Origin of the sequence: Variovorax atrisoli 110B (assembly GCF_000382045.1) — a bacterium.
Classification (GTDB): domain Bacteria; phylum Pseudomonadota; class Gammaproteobacteria; order Burkholderiales; family Burkholderiaceae_C; genus Variovorax; species Variovorax atrisoli.
Map to the genome: position 1 here is coordinate 107,111 of NZ_KB907458.1, position 19,351 is coordinate 126,461.

The 19,351-nt window shown below is 69.2% G+C and carries 18 protein-coding genes; 8 read left to right on the top strand and 10 right to left on the bottom strand.

The features are described 5' to 3' along the window. Positions 1 to 103: 103 nt before the first annotated feature. The 3 genes from G369_RS0123555 to G369_RS0123565 all read left to right on the top strand — a co-directional run bounded on the left by G369_RS0123555 (position 104) and on the right by G369_RS0123565 (position 2,769). Entirely contained in the window at positions 104 to 592 is a 489-nt protein-coding gene (locus G369_RS0123555) for a tripartite tricarboxylate transporter TctB family protein (RefSeq protein WP_019656505.1), read from the top strand. 37 nt (positions 593 to 629) lie between these two features. Beyond that, positions 630 to 2,141, top strand: a complete 1,512-nt coding sequence (locus tag G369_RS0123560; RefSeq protein WP_019656506.1) for a tripartite tricarboxylate transporter permease — start codon at positions 630 to 632, stop codon at positions 2,139 to 2,141. 148 nt (positions 2,142 to 2,289) lie between these two features. Continuing rightward, positions 2,290 to 2,769: a hypothetical protein gene (locus tag G369_RS0123565; RefSeq protein WP_244164374.1), complete on the top strand. Its 480-nt coding sequence runs from the start codon at positions 2,290 to 2,292 to the stop codon at positions 2,767 to 2,769. A 43-nt stretch (positions 2,770 to 2,812) separates the two neighbouring features. On the opposite strand, the gene G369_RS0123570 is transcribed toward G369_RS0123565, so the two are convergent. Beyond that, positions 2,813 to 4,393, bottom strand: coding sequence for a hybrid sensor histidine kinase/response regulator (locus G369_RS0123570; RefSeq protein WP_019656508.1), 1,581 nt, complete (start codon positions 4,391 to 4,393; stop codon positions 2,813 to 2,815). Next, a complete protein-coding gene (locus G369_RS0123575) occupies positions 4,390 to 5,871 on the bottom strand; it encodes an ATPase domain-containing protein (RefSeq protein WP_019656509.1) in 1,482 nt (493 codons plus the stop codon). Before G369_RS0123575 ends, G369_RS0123570 begins: the two co-directional genes overlap by 4 nt. A gap of 270 nt (positions 5,872 to 6,141) precedes the next feature. On the opposite strand from G369_RS0123575, the gene G369_RS0123580 reads away from it, so the two are divergent. Next, positions 6,142 to 6,321, top strand: a complete 180-nt coding sequence (locus G369_RS0123580) for a DUF3606 domain-containing protein (protein ID WP_019656510.1) — start codon at positions 6,142 to 6,144, stop codon at positions 6,319 to 6,321. A gap of 78 nt (positions 6,322 to 6,399) precedes the next feature. Here G369_RS0123580 and ureG read toward each other — a convergent pair whose 3' ends face one another. The 7 genes from ureG to G369_RS0123615 all read right to left on the bottom strand — a co-directional run bounded on the left by ureG (position 6,400) and on the right by G369_RS0123615 (position 11,448). Continuing rightward, complete coding sequence (gene ureG, locus G369_RS0123585) at positions 6,400 to 7,050, bottom strand: urease accessory protein UreG (RefSeq protein WP_019656511.1); 651 nt, start codon at positions 7,048 to 7,050, stop codon at positions 6,400 to 6,402. Positions 7,051 to 7,066: 16 nt separating this feature from the next. Beyond that, entirely contained in the window at positions 7,067 to 7,735 is a 669-nt protein-coding gene (locus G369_RS0123590; protein ID WP_019656512.1) for an urease accessory protein UreF, read from the bottom strand. 19 nt (positions 7,736 to 7,754) lie between these two features. Continuing rightward, entirely contained in the window at positions 7,755 to 8,387 is a 633-nt protein-coding gene (gene ureE, locus G369_RS0123595) for an urease accessory protein UreE (protein ID WP_019656513.1), read from the bottom strand. A gap of 92 nt (positions 8,388 to 8,479) precedes the next feature. Continuing rightward, positions 8,480 to 10,198, bottom strand: a complete 1,719-nt coding sequence (ureC, locus tag G369_RS0123600; RefSeq protein ID WP_019656514.1) for an urease subunit alpha — start codon at positions 10,196 to 10,198, stop codon at positions 8,480 to 8,482. Further along, entirely contained in the window at positions 10,198 to 10,503 is a 306-nt protein-coding gene (locus tag G369_RS0123605) for an urease subunit beta (RefSeq protein ID WP_019656515.1), read from the bottom strand. The genes ureC and G369_RS0123605 overlap by 1 nt, the downstream gene beginning before the upstream one ends. Before the next feature lie 10 nt (positions 10,504 to 10,513). Next, a complete protein-coding gene (locus G369_RS0123610; RefSeq protein WP_019656516.1) occupies positions 10,514 to 11,116 on the bottom strand; it encodes a HupE/UreJ family protein in 603 nt (200 codons plus the stop codon). A gap of 29 nt (positions 11,117 to 11,145) precedes the next feature. Further along, on the bottom strand, positions 11,146 to 11,448 hold the full coding sequence (locus G369_RS0123615; RefSeq protein WP_019656517.1) for an urease subunit gamma: 303 nt from the start codon (positions 11,446 to 11,448) through the stop codon (positions 11,146 to 11,148). A gap of 198 nt (positions 11,449 to 11,646) precedes the next feature. Between G369_RS0123615 and G369_RS0123620 the strand changes: the two genes are divergently transcribed. From G369_RS0123620 to G369_RS0123630, 3 genes are all read left to right on the top strand, one after another. Next, positions 11,647 to 15,234 carry a hybrid sensor histidine kinase/response regulator gene (locus G369_RS0123620; protein WP_026346572.1) on the top strand — a complete coding sequence of 1,196 codons (3,588 nt, stop codon included), beginning with the start codon at positions 11,647 to 11,649 and terminating at the stop codon, positions 15,232 to 15,234. 20 nt (positions 15,235 to 15,254) lie between these two features. After that, positions 15,255 to 16,262 carry a response regulator transcription factor gene (locus tag G369_RS0123625; RefSeq protein ID WP_026346573.1) on the top strand — a complete coding sequence of 336 codons (1,008 nt, stop codon included), beginning with the start codon at positions 15,255 to 15,257 and terminating at the stop codon, positions 16,260 to 16,262. Between the two features lie 166 nt (positions 16,263 to 16,428). Then, entirely contained in the window at positions 16,429 to 17,079 is a 651-nt protein-coding gene (locus G369_RS0123630; protein WP_019656520.1) for a PA4824 family protein, read from the top strand. 13 nt (positions 17,080 to 17,092) lie between these two features. Here G369_RS0123630 and G369_RS0123635 read toward each other — a convergent pair whose 3' ends face one another. Continuing rightward, entirely contained in the window at positions 17,093 to 18,013 is a 921-nt protein-coding gene (locus G369_RS0123635) for a LysR substrate-binding domain-containing protein (protein WP_019656521.1), read from the bottom strand. An 83-nt stretch (positions 18,014 to 18,096) separates the two neighbouring features. On the opposite strand from G369_RS0123635, the gene G369_RS0123640 reads away from it, so the two are divergent. After that, positions 18,097 to 19,341 carry a threonine synthase gene (locus G369_RS0123640; RefSeq protein ID WP_019656522.1) on the top strand — a complete coding sequence of 415 codons (1,245 nt, stop codon included), beginning with the start codon at positions 18,097 to 18,099 and terminating at the stop codon, positions 19,339 to 19,341. Positions 19,342 to 19,351 lie beyond the last annotated feature (10 nt).

Below are 19,351 nucleotides of genomic sequence, written 5' to 3' on the forward strand. Positions count from 1 at the left end.
CCGAATGGCAATGTTCTGTTCATGCACGGCGGGGCCGTGAATTCCTAGGATCGGCTGGGCGCACATCTCGTGCGGATCAACGCAGTTCCAGGAGACATCTACTTTGAGAATCAAGAGCCAGAGAGACTTCTGCTCGGGCGTGCTCTTCAGCGCCTTCGGCGTGGCCTTCGCATGGGGCGCCACGACCTACAACGTCGGCACCGGGGCACGCATGGGTCCGGGCTACTTCCCCCTGATCGTGGGCATCCTCATCGCCCTCATGGGCGTACTCATCACGCTCAAGGCGCTGGCCGTTGAGACGGAGGACGGCGAGCCCGTCGGGCGCATCGCATGGAAGCCGCTGGTCTTCATCATCGGCGCGAACCTGATGTTCGGCGTGCTGCTGGGCGGCCTGCCGAGCATCGGGCTGCCGTCGATGGGCCTCATCGTCGCCATCTACGCGCTGACCTTCATCGCCAGCCTTGCCGGGGACAACTTCGGCTGGAAGGGCGTGACCATCCTCGCGACCATCCTCGCGCTGGGCAGCTACCTGGCCTTCGTGGTCGCGCTGAAGCTGCAGTTCCAGGTGTGGCCGACCTTCATCTCGGGTTGATGCGCGAAGAAGAACAACAAGACCTGACACAAGACACATGGACCTGATTACCAATCTCTCGATCGGCTTCGGCGTCGCCTTCACGGCGCAGAACCTCGTCTATGCCTTCGTGGGCTGCCTGCTGGGCACGCTGATCGGCGTGCTGCCGGGCATCGGCCCCGTGGCGACCATCGCGATGCTGCTGCCGGCCACGTACGCGCTGCCGCCGGTGTCGGCGCTGATCATGCTCGCGGGCATCTACTACGGTGCGCAGTACGGCGGCTCGACCACCGCGATCCTTGTGAACCTGCCCGGTGAGTCTTCATCGGTGGTGACCGTCATCGACGGCTACCAGATGGCGCGCAAGGGAAGGGCAGGGCCGGCGTTGGCTGCGGCCGGCCTGGGCTCGTTCTTCGCGGGCTGCGTCGGTACGCTGATCCTGGCTGCCTTCGCGCCGCCGCTGACCGAGCTGGCCTTCAAGTTCGGCCCGGCCGAATACTTCTCGCTGATGATCCTGGGCCTGATCGGCGCGGTGGTGCTGGCCTCGGGCTCGCTGCTGAAGGCCATCACGATGATCCTGCTGGGCCTCGCGCTCGGCCTCGTGGGCACCGACGTGAACTCGGGCGTGGCGCGCTACAGCTTCGACATTCCTGAACTGACCGACGGCATCGGCTTCATCGCCATCGCCATGGGCGTGTTCGGCTACGGCGAGATCATCGCCAACCTCGCGGTGCCCGAGCACGAGCGCGAGGTGTTCACCGCCAAGGTGAAGGGCCTGTGGCCCACCAAGCAGGACTTCAAGGACATGACGCCCGCGGTGCTGCGAGGCACGGCGCTGGGCTCGGCGCTGGGCATCCTGCCCGGCGGCGGCGCGCTGCTGTCGGCCTTCGCGGCCTACACCATCGAGAAGAAGATCAAGCTCAAGCAGGGCGAGACCGACTTCGGCAAGGGCAACATCCGCGGCGTGGCGGGCCCCGAGTCGGCCAACAACGCCGGTGCGCAGACTTCCTTCATCCCGCTGCTGACGCTGGGCATCCCGCCCAACGCGGTGATGGCGCTGATGGTGGGTGCGATGACCATCCACAACATCCAGCCGGGTCCGCAGGTGATGACCAGCAACCCCGAGCTCTTCTGGGGCCTGATCGCCTCGATGTGGATCGGCAACCTGATGCTGATCGTGCTGAACCTGCCGATGATCGGCATCTGGATCAAGCTGCTGACCATTCCCTACAAGTGGCTCTTCCCGTCGATCGTGCTGTTCTGCGCGGTGGGCGTCTACTCGGAGAACAACAACACCTTCGACGTGTGGATGGTGGCCATCTTCGGCATCGTGGGCTATCTGTTCCTCAAGCTGAAGTGCGAGCCCGCGCCGCTGCTGCTGGGCTTCATCCTCGGGCCGATGATGGAAGAGAACCTGCGCCGGGCGCTCTTGCTGTCGCGCGGCGACTGGAGCGTGTTCGTGTCGCGGCCGCTGTCGGCGGGCCTGCTGGTCGCGGCCGCGCTGCTGCTGATCGTGGTGCTGCTGCCCTCGGTGAAGGCCAAGCGCGAAGAGGCCTTCGTCGAGGACTGACGACCAGGCAAGGGCAGGGGTAGGGCAGGGGAAAGGTGGCGGACCGGAACTCCGCGCGATACTTGCGGTCCCACGCTGCCGCCGCCCCCTTCCTCCGATGCCCGACGTGAGACTTCCCCGCTTTCCGATCATTCTTCGCGCGCTCGCCATGAGCGCGGCCCTTCTCGCCGCAGGCGCCCTGCACGCGCAGGCCCTGCCGCCCGGCGTGCGCCTGGGCATGTCGGCGGAGGAACTGCAGGCCGCCTTGCCTGCCGCCGAACGCGTGCAGAGGCCGCAGCGCCTGGGTGGCGGCCTCGTGGGTTCGTGGCGTGCGGCGCCCGTCGAGATGGCCGGCCTGCTGTTCGAGCCGACCTTCTTCTTCGCCGCCTCGGAGCTGCGGCGCGTCGAGTACGTGGCCTCGGCGCAATCGACGCCCGATGCCGGCGCGGCAGCCTTCGCGGCACTGGTGCAATGGGGCCGCGGCGCGTTCGGCAACGAGCTTTCGTCGCGCGACCCGGGCAGCGCGTATGCGGCATGGGTGAGCAACGACACCGACATCTACGTGCAGCAGCAGTCGGGCGACCCGCGGCGGGCGAGCGTGCGGCTGGTCTACAAGGCGCGGCAGCTGCGCGACGGCAGCGAGCTCTGAGGAAAAGGGAAGGGCTGCCAGAGCCCTTCCTTCGCGGGGCGCCTCAGCCCGCGGCGCGCCGCTCGAGCTTCTGCAGCGCCAACGTCAGTTCGTCGACATCGACCGGCTTCAGCAGGTGATGGTCGAAGCCTGCCTGCGCGATACGAAGCCGATCGTCGGGCTGGCCCCAGCCCGTGAGCGCGATCAGGCCGATGCCATGCAGCCGCGGATGCGCCCGCAGGCGGCGCGCCAGCTCGCAGCCATCCATGCCGGGCATGCCGATGTCGAGGATGGCGAGCGACGGATCGAAGAGTTCGGCCTTCGCCAGCGCGTCCGGGCCATTGAACGCCACCGCGACCTTCGCGCCGAGCAGCCCCAGCAGCGTCTCCAGCGATTCGGCCGCATCGCGGTTGTCGTCCACCACCAGGATGCGATGGTTCACCGCCATCGCGGCTTCGGGCGTCGTCGACTCCGTACTGGTTCGCGCGCCGTGGCCGAGCAGGGGCAGGGACACGGTGAACTCGCTCCCGCGATCCGCCCCCTCGCTCCTGGCGCTGACCGTGCCGCCGTGCAGTTCCACGATGCTCTTCACCAGCGTGAGCCCGATGCCCAGCCCGCCCTGCGCTGCGCGCGCGGTGCCGCTGACCTGCACGAACATGTCGAAGATCGCGTCCAGCATGGCGGCCGGGATGCCGGTGCCGCTGTCCTTCACGCGCACCACCGCATGGCCGTGGCCGTCGTGCTCCAGGAAGACGTCGATGCGTCCGCCCTCGGGCGTGTACTTGGCGGCGTTGTTCAGCAGGTTCGAGAACACCTGGGTGAGGCGCACGCCGTCGCCTTTCACCGCCAGCGAGGCGTCGGCGATGTGCAGCCCGAGGGTGTGGCGGCCGGCGTCCATCAGGGGTCGGCTGAGCTCCACCGCGCCGCGGATCACCTTTTCCAGCGCGAGCTCGTCCAGCTGGAGTTCGATCTTGCCGCGCGTGATGCGCGAGACCTCCATCAGGTCGTTCACCAGCCGCACCATATGGTCGAGCTGGCGGCCCATGAGTTCGTAGTAGGGCAGTGCGGCTTCCGACGTCAGCGGCTTGCGCTTGAGGATGGCCAGCGCGGTGCTCAGCGGCGCCATCGGGTTGCGCAGTTCGTGCGCCAGGGTGGCCAGGAACTCGGTCTTGCGCCTGTCTGCCTCGTTGAGCTCGTCCAGCATGCGGCGCAGTTCGTACTGCCGCCGGCGCGCACGCAGCGCGCTGCGCAACGCGCTGACCAGCGAGGCCACGCGCAGCGGACGCTCCAGCACGGTGACGTTGGCCATGCCTTCCATCGCGGTGGAGATGGCGCGCGAGTCGGCGCCCTGCCGCGCGAGTATCAGCACCGGCAGGTCGGACCACGGGGGCTGGGCCGCCACGGCCGCGGCGAGTTCGGCGGCGCCGCTGCCCGAGAGCAGTTCCTCGGACACCAGCAGCGCGCCGGCGCCCTCGGCCATTTCTCGCAGCACCTCGGGAAGATCGGCGCAGGTACGGGCCTCGATGCCGGCGCGTTCGAGCACGACCGCCGTCATCGCGGCGTCCTTCGCGGTCGCAGGTCTCATCAGCACGCGCAACTGCGGATCTCGCAGCTGCGGCAGCTGGATCGTCAGGCTCTCGGTCACGGCGGGGGTGTGGCCGGGCCGTCGATCGGCACCGGCACGCCGGTCAGGATGCCTCTGAAGCGGCGCAGCGGATCGCCCACGTGCAGGCCGTGCTGGTCCATCGAGAAAGCGCGGATGGAGCGCTCGTGCACGCCGCCGCGTTTCTTGAGCACCGAGATGGCCTGCCGCACTTCCCCTTCGGCCTCGTAGTAGCGCAGCAGCACCACCGCGTCGGCAAGGTAGCTGGCGTCCACCGCCGTCTGCATCTGCGCGCCGATGAGCCCGTGCTGCGCGCCGACCAGCAGCGTCGCCACGCCGGACTGCCCGAGGTAGGTGAGCAGCTCGTGCAGCTGCACGATGAGAAAGCGCTCGTCGGGCATCGCGTTGAGGTAGCCGTTCAGGCTGTCGATCACGATCACTTTCGCGCCGTGCTGGGTCACCGCCTGGCGGATCTCGTGCACCAGCTCGCCGGGCGACAGTTCGGCCGGGTCGACCTGCTTGAGGCGGATGAGGCCCGATCGGAGATGTGGCTCCAGCTTCATGCCCAGGCCGTTGCAGCGCGTGCGCAGGGTGTTGACACTCTCGTCGAAGATGAAGAGGCCCGAAGCCTCGCCGCGCTCGGCCGCCGCGACGGCGAACTGCACCGCGACCGACGACTTGCCCGTGCCCGGCGCGCCGATGAACAGGGTGCTGGTGCCCTTCTCGAGACCGCCGCCCAGCAGCGCATCGAGCGCCTCCAGGCCGCTGGGCAGCTTGGTCAGCGCGGTGTCGTTGAGGTGTTCGGCCGCCACCAGGCGCGGAAACACCTGCAGGCCGCCGCGGCCGATCTTGTAGTCGTGGTAGCCGCCGCGAAACGATTGGCCGCGGTACTTCACGACCAGCAGGCGGCGGCGGGCGGCGCCGTAGTCGGAGTTCGACTGCTCCAGCCGCACCACCGCGTGCGCGATGCTCTGAACCTGCAGGTCGTGCTCGGTGGCGGTCATGTCGTCCAGCAGCAGCACCGTGCACTGGCGCCCTGCGAAGAACTGCTTGAGCGCCAGGATCTGCCGGCGGTAGCGCAGCGAGGTGCCCGAAAGCAGCCGCAGCTCGGAGAGCGAATCGAACACGATGCGCGAAGGCTTGATGGCCTCCACGTCGCGCAGCAGGCGCAGCGTGGTTTCGCTCAGCTCCACCTCCGAGGGGTGGAACATGGTGTACTGCTCCTCGGGCTGCAGGCTGTCCTGGGTGGGCAGCATCTCGCGCACGTGGACGTTGGAAATGTCCCAGCCGTGCGAGACGGCGACGCCGCGCAGTTCGTGCTCGGTCTCCGACAGAGTCACGTACAGCACGGACTCGCCGCGCGCCACGCCTTCGAGCAGGAACTGCATCGCGATGGTGGTCTTCCCGGCACCTGGCGTGCCTTCGAAAAGATAAAGCCGGTTCGGCTCGAGGCCGCCGCCGAGCACGTCGTTCAGGCCCGGCACGCCCATGCTTAGCAGCCGCTGGTCATGAGGCTCCATGTCGCTTCTCCGCGAATGAGTAAGGTCACGGGCGAATTCAAGCACCCCGGCCGGGGGCGGCTTGCAGGACGGCACCGCATGGCGCTCCCATGCGTTCGACTATGGCTGTTGTCCTGCAAGGGGGAGCGGATTCGTCCGGCCGGTCCGGCAAGGCAGGCGGAGAAACTCCATTTCCGGCCACCGAAGCGGGCACGCGGCGGCCATTGCAGCCGCGGCCCCTCACTCAGCCATCAACCGGTCAACCAATTTCTTGCTCTTCAGGAGAAGACGATGCGCGAAGACACCGAGATCCGCATTCCAAGGGACGATGAACGGATCGACGTCACCGACCTCAAGGAGGTCGACTACTGGACCCAATGGTTCGGTGTGAGCGAGGAGCGCCTGCGCACCGCCGTGGCCTCCGCCGGCACTGTGAAGGACGACCTGCGGGTCTATCTCGGCCTTCCTTGACTTGATACCGCTGCTTCGGGGCAGGCGCGCGGCCGGCCCGCAGCCGGCCCGCAGCCGGCCCGCAGCCGGCCCGATCGCTCAGGCGGCGGTGAGCATGCCCCGTTCCTCGATGAACGCGACCACGTCGGCCACGCCCGAGAGCGTCTTGAGGTTCGTCATCACGTAGGGCCGCTGGCGGCGCATGCGCTGCGTGTCCTGCTCCATCACGTCGAGGTTGGCCCCCACGTAGGGCGCGAGGTCGGTCTTGTTGATCACGAAGAGGTCGCTCTTGGTGATGCCCGGGCCGCCCTTGCGCGGGATCTTCTCGCCGGCCGCCACGTCGATCACGTAGATAGTGAGGTCCGACAACTCGGGGCTGAAGGTGGCCGCGAGGTTGTCGCCGCCCGACTCGACGAACACCACGTCGGCGTCCGGAAAGTCTTCAAGCATGCGGTCGATGGCCTCGAGGTTGATCGAGGCGTCTTCGCGGATCGCAGTGTGCGGGCAGCCGCCCGTCTCCACGCCCATGATGCGCTCGGCCGGCAACGCGCCGGCCACCGTCAGCAGGCGCTGGTCTTCCTTGGTGTAGATGTCGTTGGTGATGGCGATCAGGTCGTACTTGTCGCGCATCGCCTTGCACAGCATCTCCAGCAGCGTGGTCTTGCCCGAGCCGACCGGGCCGCCGATGCCCACGCGCAGCGGCGGAAGTCTCTTGGTGCGGTTGGGAATGTGGTGCAGGGCGGAAGTCATGGCAGTGGTGTCCGGTTCAGCTTCTGAAAAGGCGGGAATATTGTGTTTCATGGCGGGCCGACAGCACCGCCAGCGAGGGCGCGAAGGCCTGGCGCTCGTCGTCGCCCAGGGCCATGGCGCGGGTCACGGCATCGGGAATCTCCTGCGCCAGCCGCCCCAGGATGCGCTGGCCCGCGCTCTGGCCCAGCGGCACGGCCTTGACGGCGGCGGCGACCATGTTCTCGGCCCAGCCGAAGGCGAAGGCCAGGCAGCCGTCGTGCACCGTGGCGCCCGCGCGACTGGCGGCGAAGGCGAAGGCGACGGGATAGCTCGCATCCATGCCGGCGAAGACTTCCGCCGTGTCGGCATGGTGCAGCTTCAGCCATTCGACGAAGGAGCGGCCCATCTGCTCGGTCTGCAGCAGGAACTCGGCCGATTCGCGGGTGGCCATCACCCAGCGGTTGAGCTCGCTGATGCGCGGCAGGTCGCCGGCGCTCCAGGCCGCGATGGCCTGGGCGAAGACGGCGAGGTCGCCGCGGGCGAAGCTCAGGTGCAGCTGGTCGGAAAGCCACTCGGCCGCACGCGCTTCGGAATCGATGCCGGCCCACTCGACGGCGGCTTCGACGCCCTCGGAGTAGGAGAAGCCGCCGACCGGCAGCGCGGGAGACGCGAGCCAGATCAGCTGCAGCAGGCTTTGGGCGGACACGTCGGTAGGAGCGGTGGCGTCAGTGGGAATGGCCGTGGTGTCCGTGGTCGTGATCGTGACCGTGCGAATGGCCGTGGTCGTCCAGCAGCTCCGGCGCGAGCACCAAAGGCTTCGGGCCGCTGCCGTGGTCGTGCGAGTGGCCGTGGTCGTGTGAATGCCCGTGGTCGTGGCTGTGACCGCCGCCGTGCGAATGCTCGTGCGACCCGTACGCGCCGCCCTCGGGTTCGAAGGCTTCCTCCGCCGCCACGACGATCAGGTGCATCGAGCGCAGCATGTCGGCCAGCACGTGGTCGGGCTCGATCTTCAGGTGGTCGGGCTTCAGCTCGATCGGCACGTGCCGGTTGCCCAGGTGGTAGGCCGCACGCGTCAGGTCGAAGGGCGTGCCGTGGGCGGTGCAGTGCGTGATGCGAAGCACGGGCTGCGGCGCGGCGATCACGCGCACCAGAGAGCCGTCTTCGGCCACCAGCACGTCGCCGCCGCGCACCAGCGTGCCGCGCGGCAGGAACACGCCGATCTGTCGGCCCTGCGAGTCGGTGGCGTCGAAGCGGCTCTTCTGGCGGATGTCCCAGTCGAGTTCGATGGTGGCGGCACGCTTGAGCAGCACGGGCGCAAGGCCACGGCCCTGGGGCATGAGTTTGTTGGCGGTGAGCATGGTGCAAATGGAGCGCCCCGGAGGGCGCCCGCTGGCTGGATGAATACCTTCGAGGATACGCAGCCTGTCAAGCAGCCGCGTTCCCCAGGGCTTCAGAACAGGAAATACCGCTGCGCCATCGGCAGCAGCTTCGCCGGCTCGCAGGTCAGCAGGTTGCCGTCGGCGCGCACCGCGTAGGTCTGGGCGTCGATCTCCATCTTCGGCGCGTAGCCGTTGTGGATCAGGTCCTTCTTGCGCACGCCGCGCACATTCTTCACCGCGCTGAGCTGCTTCTTCAGGCCATAGCGCTCGCCCACGCCCGCGGCCAGGCCGGCCTGCGAGACGAAGGTGAGCGAGCTATTCGCGAGCGAGCCGCCGTAGGCGCCGAACATCTGGCGGTAGTGCACCGGCTGCGGCGTGGGGATCGATGCGTTCGGGTCGCCCATGGCGGCCAGCGCGATGCTGCCGCCCTTCAGGATGGTGAATGGCTTCACGCCGAAGAAGGCCGGCTTCCAGATCACGATGTCGGCCCACTTGCCGACTTCGAGCGAGCCCACCTCGTGCGCGATGCCGTGCGCGATGGCGGGGTTGATCGTGTACTTGGCGACGTAGCGCTTCGCGCGGAAGTTGTCGTTGCGCGCGCTGTCCTCGGGCAGCGTGCCGCGCTGCAGCTTCATCTTGTGCGCGGTCTGCCAGGTGCGGATGACCACCTCGCCGACGCGGCCCATGGCCTGGCTGTCGGAGCTGAACATGCTGATCGCGCCCAGGTCGTGCAGCACGTCTTCGGCCGCGATGGTCTCCTTGCGGATGCGCGACTCGGCGAAGGCCAGGTCTTCGGCGATGCCGGCGTCGAGGTGGTGGCACACCATGAGCATGTCGACGTGCTCGTCGAGCGTGTTCACGGTGTAGGGCATCGTCGGGTTGGTCGACGACGGCAGGAAATTCTCCTCGCCCACCACGCGCAGGATGTCGGGCGCATGGCCGCCGCCCGCGCCTTCGGTGTGGAAGGCGCAGATGCCGCGCCCGCCCACGGCGGCGATGGTGTTCTCGACAAAGCCCGATTCGTTGAGCGTGTCGCTGTGGATGGCAACCTGCGTGTCGGTGGCGTCGGCCACGTCCATGCAGTTGCTGATGGCCGCGGGCGTGGTGCCCCAGTCTTCATGCAGCTTCAGGCCGATGACGCCGGCGTCGATCTGCTCGTGCAGCGCGTGCGGCAGGCTGGCGTTGCCCTTGCCGAGGAAGCCCAGGTTCATCGGGAAGGCATCGGCCGCCTGCAGCATGCGCTCGATGTGCCAGGGTCCGGGCGTGGAGGTGGTGGCGAAGGTGCCGGTGGCGGGGCCGGTGCCGCCGCCGAGCATGGTGGTCACGCCGGAGGAGAGCGCCTCCTCGATCTGCTGCGGGCAGATGAAGTGGATGTGGCTGTCGATGCCGCCCGCGGTGACGATGTTGCCCTCGCAGCTGATGATCTCGGTACCCGGGCCGATGACGATGTCCACGCCCGGTTGCACGTCGGGGTTGCCGGCCTTGCCGATGGCGGCGATGCGGCCGTCCTTCAGGCCGATGTCGGCCTTCACGATGCCCCAGTGGTCGAGGATGAGGGCGTTGGTCAGCACCGTGTCGACCGCGCCTTGCGCCCTGGTGCGCTGCGATTGCGCCATGCCGTCGCGGATCGTCTTGCCGCCGCCGAACTTCACCTCTTCGCCGTAGCCGCCGGCGCGAAGGGTGTAGTCGGCCTCGACCTCGATGACGAGCTCGGTGTCTGCAAGACGAACGCGGTCGCCCACGGTGGGGCCGAAGATTTCTGCGTAGGCGCGTCTGCCGATGGTCGCCATCAGAGTTTTCCTTGGATGAGGCCGCGAAAGCCGTAGACGATGCGATCGCCCGAAAAGTCGACCAGCTCGACCGTGCGCTGCTGGCCCGGCTCGAAGCGCACCGCGGCGCCCGAGGCGATGTTCAGCCGCATGCCGCGCGCGGCCTCGCGGTCGAAGCCGAGCGCGCCGTTGGTCTCGGCGAAGTGATAGTGCGAGCCGACCTGGATCGGCCGGTCGGCGGTGTTCTGCACCACCAGCGTGAGGGTGCGGCGGCCGGGGTTGAGCGTGTGCTCGCCCTCGTCGGTGAAGAGTTCTCCGGGGATCATGCTGGCCGCCTCAGATGGCCTGCGCCAGCAGCGTTGCGCCCAGGCCGACGACCGCGGCGCCGGCCACGCGCGGCAGCCACGCGTTGGCATGGCGCAGCGCCCAGCCGATCGCGATGCCCGCAGCGTGCAGCAGCACCGTCGCGCAGACCATGCCGGCCAGCGTGAGGGCGGCGCCTTGCTCGCTCGCCAGCTCGTAGCCGTGCGCCACGCCGTGGAAGACGGCGAACACGCCCACCACCACCATCGCCGCCACGGCCGGCAGGTGCACGCGCGTGACCACCAGCAGGCCCAGCACCAGCAGCGAGGCCGCGATCATCGGCTCGACCGCCGGCAGCTGCACGCCCGCCAGGCCCGCCAGCGCGCCCGCGAGCAGCATTCCGGCGAAGGCCAGCGGCGCCCAGAGCAGGTCGGGCCAGGCACGGCGCGCGGCCAGCGCGCTCCACAGGCCGACCGCGACCATCGCGGCCAGGTGGTCGGCGCCGGTCAGCGGGTGCATGAAGCCGGTGACGAAGCCGTGGTGCATGCCGCCGTCGACGCCGGTGTGGGCGCTGGCGGCGAAGGGCAGCAGGAGGGCGGCGAGCAGGGCAAGGGTACGGGAGGCGTTGTGACGCATGAGGGCTCCTGTTGTTCTTCGAGTGGAATTCAGACGATGGGCTGATGGACGGTCACGAGCTTGGTGCCGTCCGGAAAAGTGGCTTCGACCTGGATGTCGGGAATCATCTCGGCGATGCCCTCCATCACGTCGGCGCGGGTCAGCACGCTGCGGCCGTCGCTCATGAGCTCGGCGACGCTCTTGCCGTCGCGCGCGCCTTCCATGACGGCGGCGGAGATCAGGGCGACCGCTTCGGGATAGTTGAGCTTGAGGCCGCGGGCCTTGCGGCGTTCGGCCAGGAGTGCCGCGGTGAAGATCAGCAGCTTGTCTTTTTCGCGCGGGGTCAGTTCCATGGGGTCGGGGTCGGGTGGCAGGAAGAGGCGGCCATTATGGGCAAGCCGGCTTCTTTGCAACAGTCGTGCCGTTGAACGTCCCAGGGGCCGCCGCGCACGGCCGCCCGAAGCGGCCGGCCCGCCCCCCCCGGTTGCGGGTTGGCGCAGCGACACGAAGCGCGCGCGGCCTGGGGGCGAGCAACAGTTCAGGCATGAAAGATGCACCGAAACGGTGTGAACCCTGAAGCCACGACCGCCACCCCCGACGACGCCCCGCAGCGCATCGTCAAGGTGCGGCGCGACTACAACAGCTGGGTGGCCAGCGAGACGCTGGAAGACTACGCCCTGCGCTACACGCCGCAGCGCTTCCGCAAGTGGTCCGAATGGCGGGTGGCCAACACGGCGTTCGGGGCGGCATCGTTCCTGATCCTGGAGGCGGTGGGCGCGACGCTGCTGGTGCAGTACGGCTTCGCCAACGCCTTCTGGGCGATCCTGGCGACGGGGCTCATCATCTTCCTGGCCGGTGTGCCGATCAGCGTGTACGCGGCGCGCTACGGCGTGGACATGGACCTGCTCACGCGCGGCGCCGGCTTCGGCTACATCGGCTCCACGCTCACCTCGCTGATCTACGCGAGCTTCACCTTCATCTTCTTCGCGCTCGAGGCGGCGGTGATGGCCTACGCGCTGGAACTGGCGCTGGGCATTCCGCCGGTCTGGGGCTACCTGGTGTGCGCGCTGGTGGTGATTCCGCTGGTCACGCACGGGGTGTCGGCCATCAGCCGGCTGCAGCTGTGGACCCAGCCGCTGTGGCTGCTGATGCTGGTGGTGCCCTTCGCCTATGTGCTCGTGCGCGATCCTGGTGCGTTTGCGGGCATAGCGCACTACAACGGCGTGCGCTCGGGCACGAAGGGCTTCGATCTGCACCTGTTTGGCGCAGCACTCACGGTCGGCATCGCGCTCATCACCCAGATGGGCGAGCAGGCCGACTACCTGCGCTTCATGCCCGCGCGCACGGCGGCCACGGCGCGCCGCTGGTGGGCCGGGGTGCTGGCCGGCGGGCCGGGCTGGGTGGTGCTGGGGGTGCTCAAGATGCTGGGCGGCGCGCTGCTGGCCTACCTCGCGATCACGCACATGGTGCCGGCCGACCGGGCGGTCGATCCGAACCAGATGTACCTGGCGGCCTACGAGTACGTGTTCCCGCACTACGGCTGGGCGGTGGCGGCCACGGCATTGTTCGTGGTGATCTCTCAGCTCAAGATCAACGTGACCAACGCCTACGCCGGCTCGCTGGCCTGGAGCAACTTCTTCTCGCGCGTCGCGCACAGCCACCCGGGGCGGGTGGTGTGGGTGGTGTTCAACGCGCTCATCGCCTTCATGCTGATGGAGATGAACGTGTTCGAGGCGCTGGGCGACGTGCTGGGCCTGTTCGCCAACATCGCCATCGCCTGGATGATGGCCGTGGTGGCCGACCTGGTCATCAACAAGCCGCTGGGCCTGTCGCCGCCGGGCATCGAGTTCAAGCGCGCGCACCTGTGGGACATCAATCCGGTGGGCGTGGGCGCGATGGCGCTGGCCTCGGGGCTGTCGATCACCGCGCACCTGGGCGTTTTCGGTCCGCTGGCGCAGGCCTTCTCGGCGCTGATCGCGCTGGGCACGGCGCTGGTGGCCTCGCCGCTGCTGGCCTGGGCCACCGGCGGCAAGTACTACCTGGCGCGCGGCGTGCCTTCTTCCGGTGCCGGCGCGGTGCGCTGGGCCAGGGTCGAGCACGAGGGCAGCTACCAGCGGCTGAAGGTGCAGCACTGCGTGATCTGCGAGCGCGAGTACGAGGGGCCCGACATGGCCCATTGCCCCGCCTACCAGGGCCCGATCTGCTCGCTGTGCTGCACGCTGGACGCGCGCTGCGGCGACCTGTGCAAGCCGCACGCGAGCCTGTCGTCCCAGTGGTCGGCGGTGCTGCGCTGGCTGCTGCCGCGGCGCAGCTGGCGCTACCTCGACACCGGGCTGGGACACTTCCTGCTGCTGATGCTGGTGATCGTGCCGCTGCTGGCGGTGGTGTTCGGCGTGCTCTACCAGCAGGAGCTGCGCGCCTTCGCCGAAGGCGCGCTGGAGCTTGCGACCGAGCCCGACGCGGCGGCCGCGCTCGCGGGCGTGCAGAAGCTTTCGCTGCGCTCGGGCTTCCTCAAGGCGTACATGGCGCTGCTGGTCATCGCGGGCATCGTCGCGTGGTGGCTGGTGCTCGCGCACCAGAGCCGCAAGGTGGCGCAGGAGGAGTCGAACCGGCAGACCCACCTGCTGGTGCGAGAGATCGAGCTGCACCGCGAGACCGACCGCGCGCTGCAGGCCGCCAAGCAGTCGGCCGACGAGGCGCGCGAGATCGCGGAGCAGGCCAAGCTCGCGGCCGAGCTCGCCAAGCAGGCCGCCGACCAGGCCAACCAGGCCAAGAGCCGCTACATCAGCGCCATCAGCCACGAGCTGCGCACGCCGCTCAACAGCATCCTGGGCTACGCGCAGCTCATGGGCGAAGACCATTCCGTGCCGCCGCACCGGCAGCAGGCGGTGGCCGTCATCAAGCGCGGCGGGGAGCACCTGCTGTCGCTCATCGAGGGCACGCTGGCCATCGCGCACATCGAGGCGGGAAAGCTCACGCTGCATGCGCGGCCGATGCGCTTTGCCGACACGCTGCGCGAGCTGGCCGACATGTTCGAGCTGCAGGCGGCCGAGAAGGGCCTGCAGTTCCGCTTCGAGGCCGCGGGGCAGCTGCCCGAGGTGGTGCGCGCCGACGAGAAGCGCGTCTGCCAGATCCTCATCAACCTGCTGGGCAACGCGATCAAGTTCACGGCGGCGGGGCAGGTCACGCTGCGGCTGGCCTACGCGCGCGAGTTCGCCTCCATCGAGATCGAGGACACGGGCCCCGGCATGCCTGCAGAGGACATCGAGCGCATCTTCGAGCCCTTCGCGCGCGGCAACGCCACGGGCATGGCCGCCGCGCCGGGGGCGGGGCTGGGCCTGACCATCGCGAAGATGCTCACCGACCTGATGGGCGGCGAGATGAAGGTGAGCAGCACGCCGGGCGTGGGTTCGCTCTTCTGCGTGCGCCTGTTCCTGCCGCGCGTGCACGACACCGTGGCCGGTGCCGGGCGCGCGCTGCCCGTCGCCCGCGCGCGGCGCGGCTACGAGGGTCCGCGCCGGCGCCTGCTGGTGGTCGACAACGAGGAGGCCGACCGCGACCTGCTCGGCCACCTGCTCGCACCGCTGGGCTTCGAGCTGCGAAGCGCCGCCAGCGGCCACGACGCGCTCGACCTCGTCGCCGCCGGCTACCGGCCCGATGCGATGTTCGTCGACCTCGCGATGCCCGGCATCGACGGCTGGGAGACCATCCGCCGTGCGCGCAAGCTGGGCCTGACCGAGGCTGCCGTGGCCATCGTCTCGGCCAACGCCTTCGACAAGGGGCTGGACAACGACGTGGGCATCGCGCCCGAGGACTTCTTCGTCAAGCCGGTGCGCCACACCGAGCTGCTCGACTGGCTCGAGCGCAGGCTCGGCCTGCGCTGGACCGAGACCGCCGCGAAGCCCGCTGCCGTGGCCGAGCCGCGTGCGATGCTGGCGCCCTCGCTGGCCCGGCTGCGCGCGCTGGAGGAGGCGGTGGGCCTGGGTTACTTCCGGGGCATCATGAACCAGCTCGACGACATCGACGCCGCGCAGCCCGAGTGCGCGGCATGGACCGAAGCGCAGCGCGTGCTGGCCCGCCAGTTCCAGTTCGAAGCCATGAGCCGCGCGCTGGCCGAGGCCGTCGAAAGCGCAGCATGACCACGAAGCCATCTGCAGCCATGGAAACCTCATCGCTCGCCAGGACCCTGCGCGAACAGCAGGGCGCCAACAGCGACCTCGTGCTCATCGTCGACGACGTGCCCGACAACCTCGCGGTGCTGCACGACGCGCTCGACGAGTCGGGCTACACCGTGCTCATCGCCACCAACGGCGAGCAGGCGCTGCAGCGCGCGGTGCAGGCCAAGCCCGACATCGTGCTGCTCGACGCGATGATGCCGGGCATCGACGGCTTCGAGGTCGCACGGCGGCTCAAGGCCGATGCTGCGACGGCGCACATCCCGATCGTGTTCATGACGGGGCTCACCGAGACCGAGCACCTGGTGGCCGCGCTGGAGGCCGGCGGCGTCGACTACGTCACCAAGCCCATCAAGCCGAAGGAGGTGCTCGCGCGCATGAACGTGCACCTGCAGGGCGCGCGCCGCGCGCGGCAGGACGCGCGGCAGGCCGGCCAGGCGCGCAATGCGCTCGACGCCTTCGGCTACGCGAGCATCACGGTGCGACTGCCCGAAGGGAAGCTGATCTGGCAGACGGCGCTCGCGCGCGACCTGCTGCAGCGCTACTGCGAGACCCGCGCGCCCGAGACGCCGCCGGCGGTGCTCGAATGGCTGCGCAGCCACACGCCCGATGCGCGCGAGCGCGGCATCGAGCCGCCGCCGCTGTCCATCGTGCAGGGCGCCGGCAGCCTCACGCTGCGGCTGCACCAGCAGACCGGCGGCGACGACGACGGCGACGAGTGGATGATCATCATGCGCGAGGTGTCCGACACCGCGGTGATCGAGGCCATGAGCCTGAGCCTGAAGCTCACCGCGCGCGAGGCCGAGGTGCTGTACTGGGTGGTCAAGGGCAAGACCAACAAGGACATCGGCGAGATTCTCGGCAGCAGCCCGGCCACGGCCAAGAAGCACCTGGAGCGGGTGTACGTGAAGCTGGGCGTGGAGACGCGCACGGCGGCGGCGGGCGTGGCCATCAAGCGCATCCGCGAGCTGCAGCCGCAGTTCGAGATCTGAAGGGTACCCATCGCGCGGCGCCGCGTCACGGCGCCTACTTTCCGCGTCCCTAGAATGGTTCGAGGCCCCGGGGACGCGAGCGATGAAGAACACCAGGCACAGCACAACAAGAACCCGACCGCCGTCGCGCGGCCGGATGCTGGCGGCTTCCTGCTTGAAGGCGGGAATGTTCGCAGGACTGCTCGCGGGGCCGGTCGCCCACGCGGCGGGCCATTTCGACGTGGACGACGCCAGCACCCTCGACCCCGGCCAGTGCCAGTACGAGACCTGGTGGGGCCGCACTGGCGTCGAGCCCGTCACGGGCTTCCACTTCGGGCCGGCCTGCCGCGTGGGGCCCTTCGAGCTGGGCCTGAACCTCGACCGCAGCTCGGTGGGCGGCGTCCATTCGGTCACCGGCGGCCCGCAGCTCAAGTGGAACTTCTACGGCCAGGCGGCCGACGCGCCCTTCAGCGCTGCGGTGTCGATGGGCGCGGTGTTCGACTTCAAGCGCGGCGGCCGCGCGGGCGGGCAGTTCGTCGTTCCCGTCACCTGGCGGCCGCTCGGCAGCCTGCAGGTCCACGCGAACGTCGGCGCCGACTGGGCGACCGGGACCGGCGTGCGCACGCCACGCGGCGGCGTCGGCGTGGAGTGGGCGTTGAACGACACGGTGTCGCTCATCGCCGAGCGCAACCGCGCATCGAACGTCTGGACCTCGCGCGTGGGCGGGCGTTTCAGCATCACGCCGCTGATCAGCGTCGATGTGAGCGCATCGCGCACCGGCCCGCAGGGCGTGCGCGGTTTCGTGATCGGGCTGAACCACGAGTTCAGCTGGAAGTGAATGTCGATTCATCCTAGCGCAGGTGGCGCTGGATGCGCTTCTCGTCCTCGGCCAGCTGCTGGCGCATGAGCGAGATGAAGTCGCGCGCGGTGGCCGAAAGAACCTTGCCCGCGGGCAACGCGAGAAGGCAGGTGAAGTACACGTCGACCGAGAACCGCCGCGCCACCAGGCCGCGCTCCACGTAGTCGAGCGCGGTGATCGGGTTGACCAGGCCCACGCCCAGGCCGCGCAGCGCCATCTCGCACACGCTGGCCGCGTAGGGCGTCTGCACCAGCACACGCAGCGCCACGCCATGGGGCGCCAGCGCGGCCTCGAGCCGCTGGTGCGAGGGGTCTTCGGGGTTCAGCGAGATGAAGGGCGCCTCGGCAAGCTGCTCGGGCTTGATCGTCTTGAAGCGCGCCAGCGCGTGGCCCTGCGGCATCACCACCACGCCGGGAAAGCGCGAGAAGGTGGAATGGTCGATGCCCTCGAGGGATAGCTCGTCGGCCATCAGCCCGAAGTCGGAGATGCCCATGGCCACGCGGTCGCGCACGTCCTTGGAGCTCAGCACCTGCAGCGACACCTGCGGCCAGGGGCTCGCGCCGCGGTGGGCCTTCAGCCGTGCCAGCGCGCGCGGCATGAAACCCAGGCCGTAGGCCGGAAAGCAGCTGAGCTCGAGCTGGCTCACGCCGAAGTCGCGCAGGCTGCGCATCCGGTGCTCGATGGCGTCCATGCCGATGAAGACCCGTTCCACCTCCACCCACAGCGCGCGGGCCTCGGGCGTCGGCACCAGCCGCCCGCCGGTGCGCTGGAACAGCAGCATGCCGGCCTGAGCCTCCAGCCGCTTGAGCGACTGGCTGATGGCGGGCTGCGTCACGTGCAGCAGGGCCGCGGCCTTGCGGGTGGAGCTGCTGCGCATGAGCGCCCGGAACGTTTCGATTTCGCCGAATCGCATCGATAAGTTTTGTTATCGGTTGAGTATCTGGGGCTGCATAATTTTATTTCCGATTGAATAAGATTTAGTCACAACTTCATCAGATGCTGACCCCCGTGACGACATCGCCCGTTCTGGACTTCAAGTTCGCCGCTCTCCCGCAGGATCCGCCCGGCCATTCCGCAGCGCTGGGCCACCCCCTCGGGCTGGTTCGCGACCGCACCCCCAAGCCCGTGCGCAATCCGAACCTGCGCGGCCTGCAGTGCCTGCGCTGCGATGCGCTCTACCCGGTCACGCTGACGCACGACGGCTGCCCGGCATGCAGGCGCGAAGGCATCCACGTGGCCCTGCGCGCCAGCTACCTGCCCGACAGCGCCGAGCTGATGCCCATGCCCTACACCTCCAGCTTCGCGCTGGGCGAAGGGCAGACGCCGCTGCAGGACATGCCCGAGCTGGCCAGCCAGTTCGGCGTGGCGCGACTGGCCATCAAGGACGAGTCGTGCAACCCCACCGGCTCGCACAAGGACCGCATGACCGCGGTGGGCGTGGCGCAGGCGCTCGACTTCGACGCCCACACGCTCGTGCTGGCCTCCTCGGGCAACGCGGCCGTCTCCGCCGCGCACTACGCCTGGGCGGCCGGGCTGGGCTGCGAGGTAGCGACCTACGAGGGCATGCCGGCCACCTACGCGCGGCAGCTCGACGCGCTGGGCGCGCGTCGCTACGTGTTCTCCGACAACGCCGGCCGCTGGGCCTTCGTGCGCGAGCGCTCGCAGCACCCCGGCTATTTCGCGCTCACCAACTACCGCCTGCCCGCACTGGGCAGCGCCCCGCTGGCGATCGAGGGCTACAAGCCGATCGCGCTGGAGTGCGTGAACGAGGGCGGCCTGCCCGACCACGTCGTGATCCCGACCGCGCGCGGCGACCTCGCCTGGGGCATCTACGCAGGCTTTCGCGACCTGCTGGCGGCCGGGCGCATCGCGCGCCTGCCGAAGCTCTGGCTGGTGGAGCCGTTCCCGCGCCTGGCGCGCGTGTTCGCGGGCGGCGCCATCAACGGCAGCTACCCGGGCCACACGGCGCAGTTCTCCACCGCGGGTGCCACCGTCACCTACCTGCAGTGGCAGGCGGCCACCGCCACCGGCGGCGGCGCCGTGGTGGTGAACGACGACGAGGCCCGCGCCGCACGGCGCGTGCTCACGGCAGCCGGCGTGAGCGCCGAGCTGTGCGCCGCAGGCGGCCTCGCCGCATTGCGCCAACTGCGGGAAAGCAACTCCATCGCTGCGGACGCGCATGTGGTGCTGATGCTGACGGCCAATGCGACCGGCGACCCGAGCTGGCCCGATCGCGCGTAAACCCTTCCAG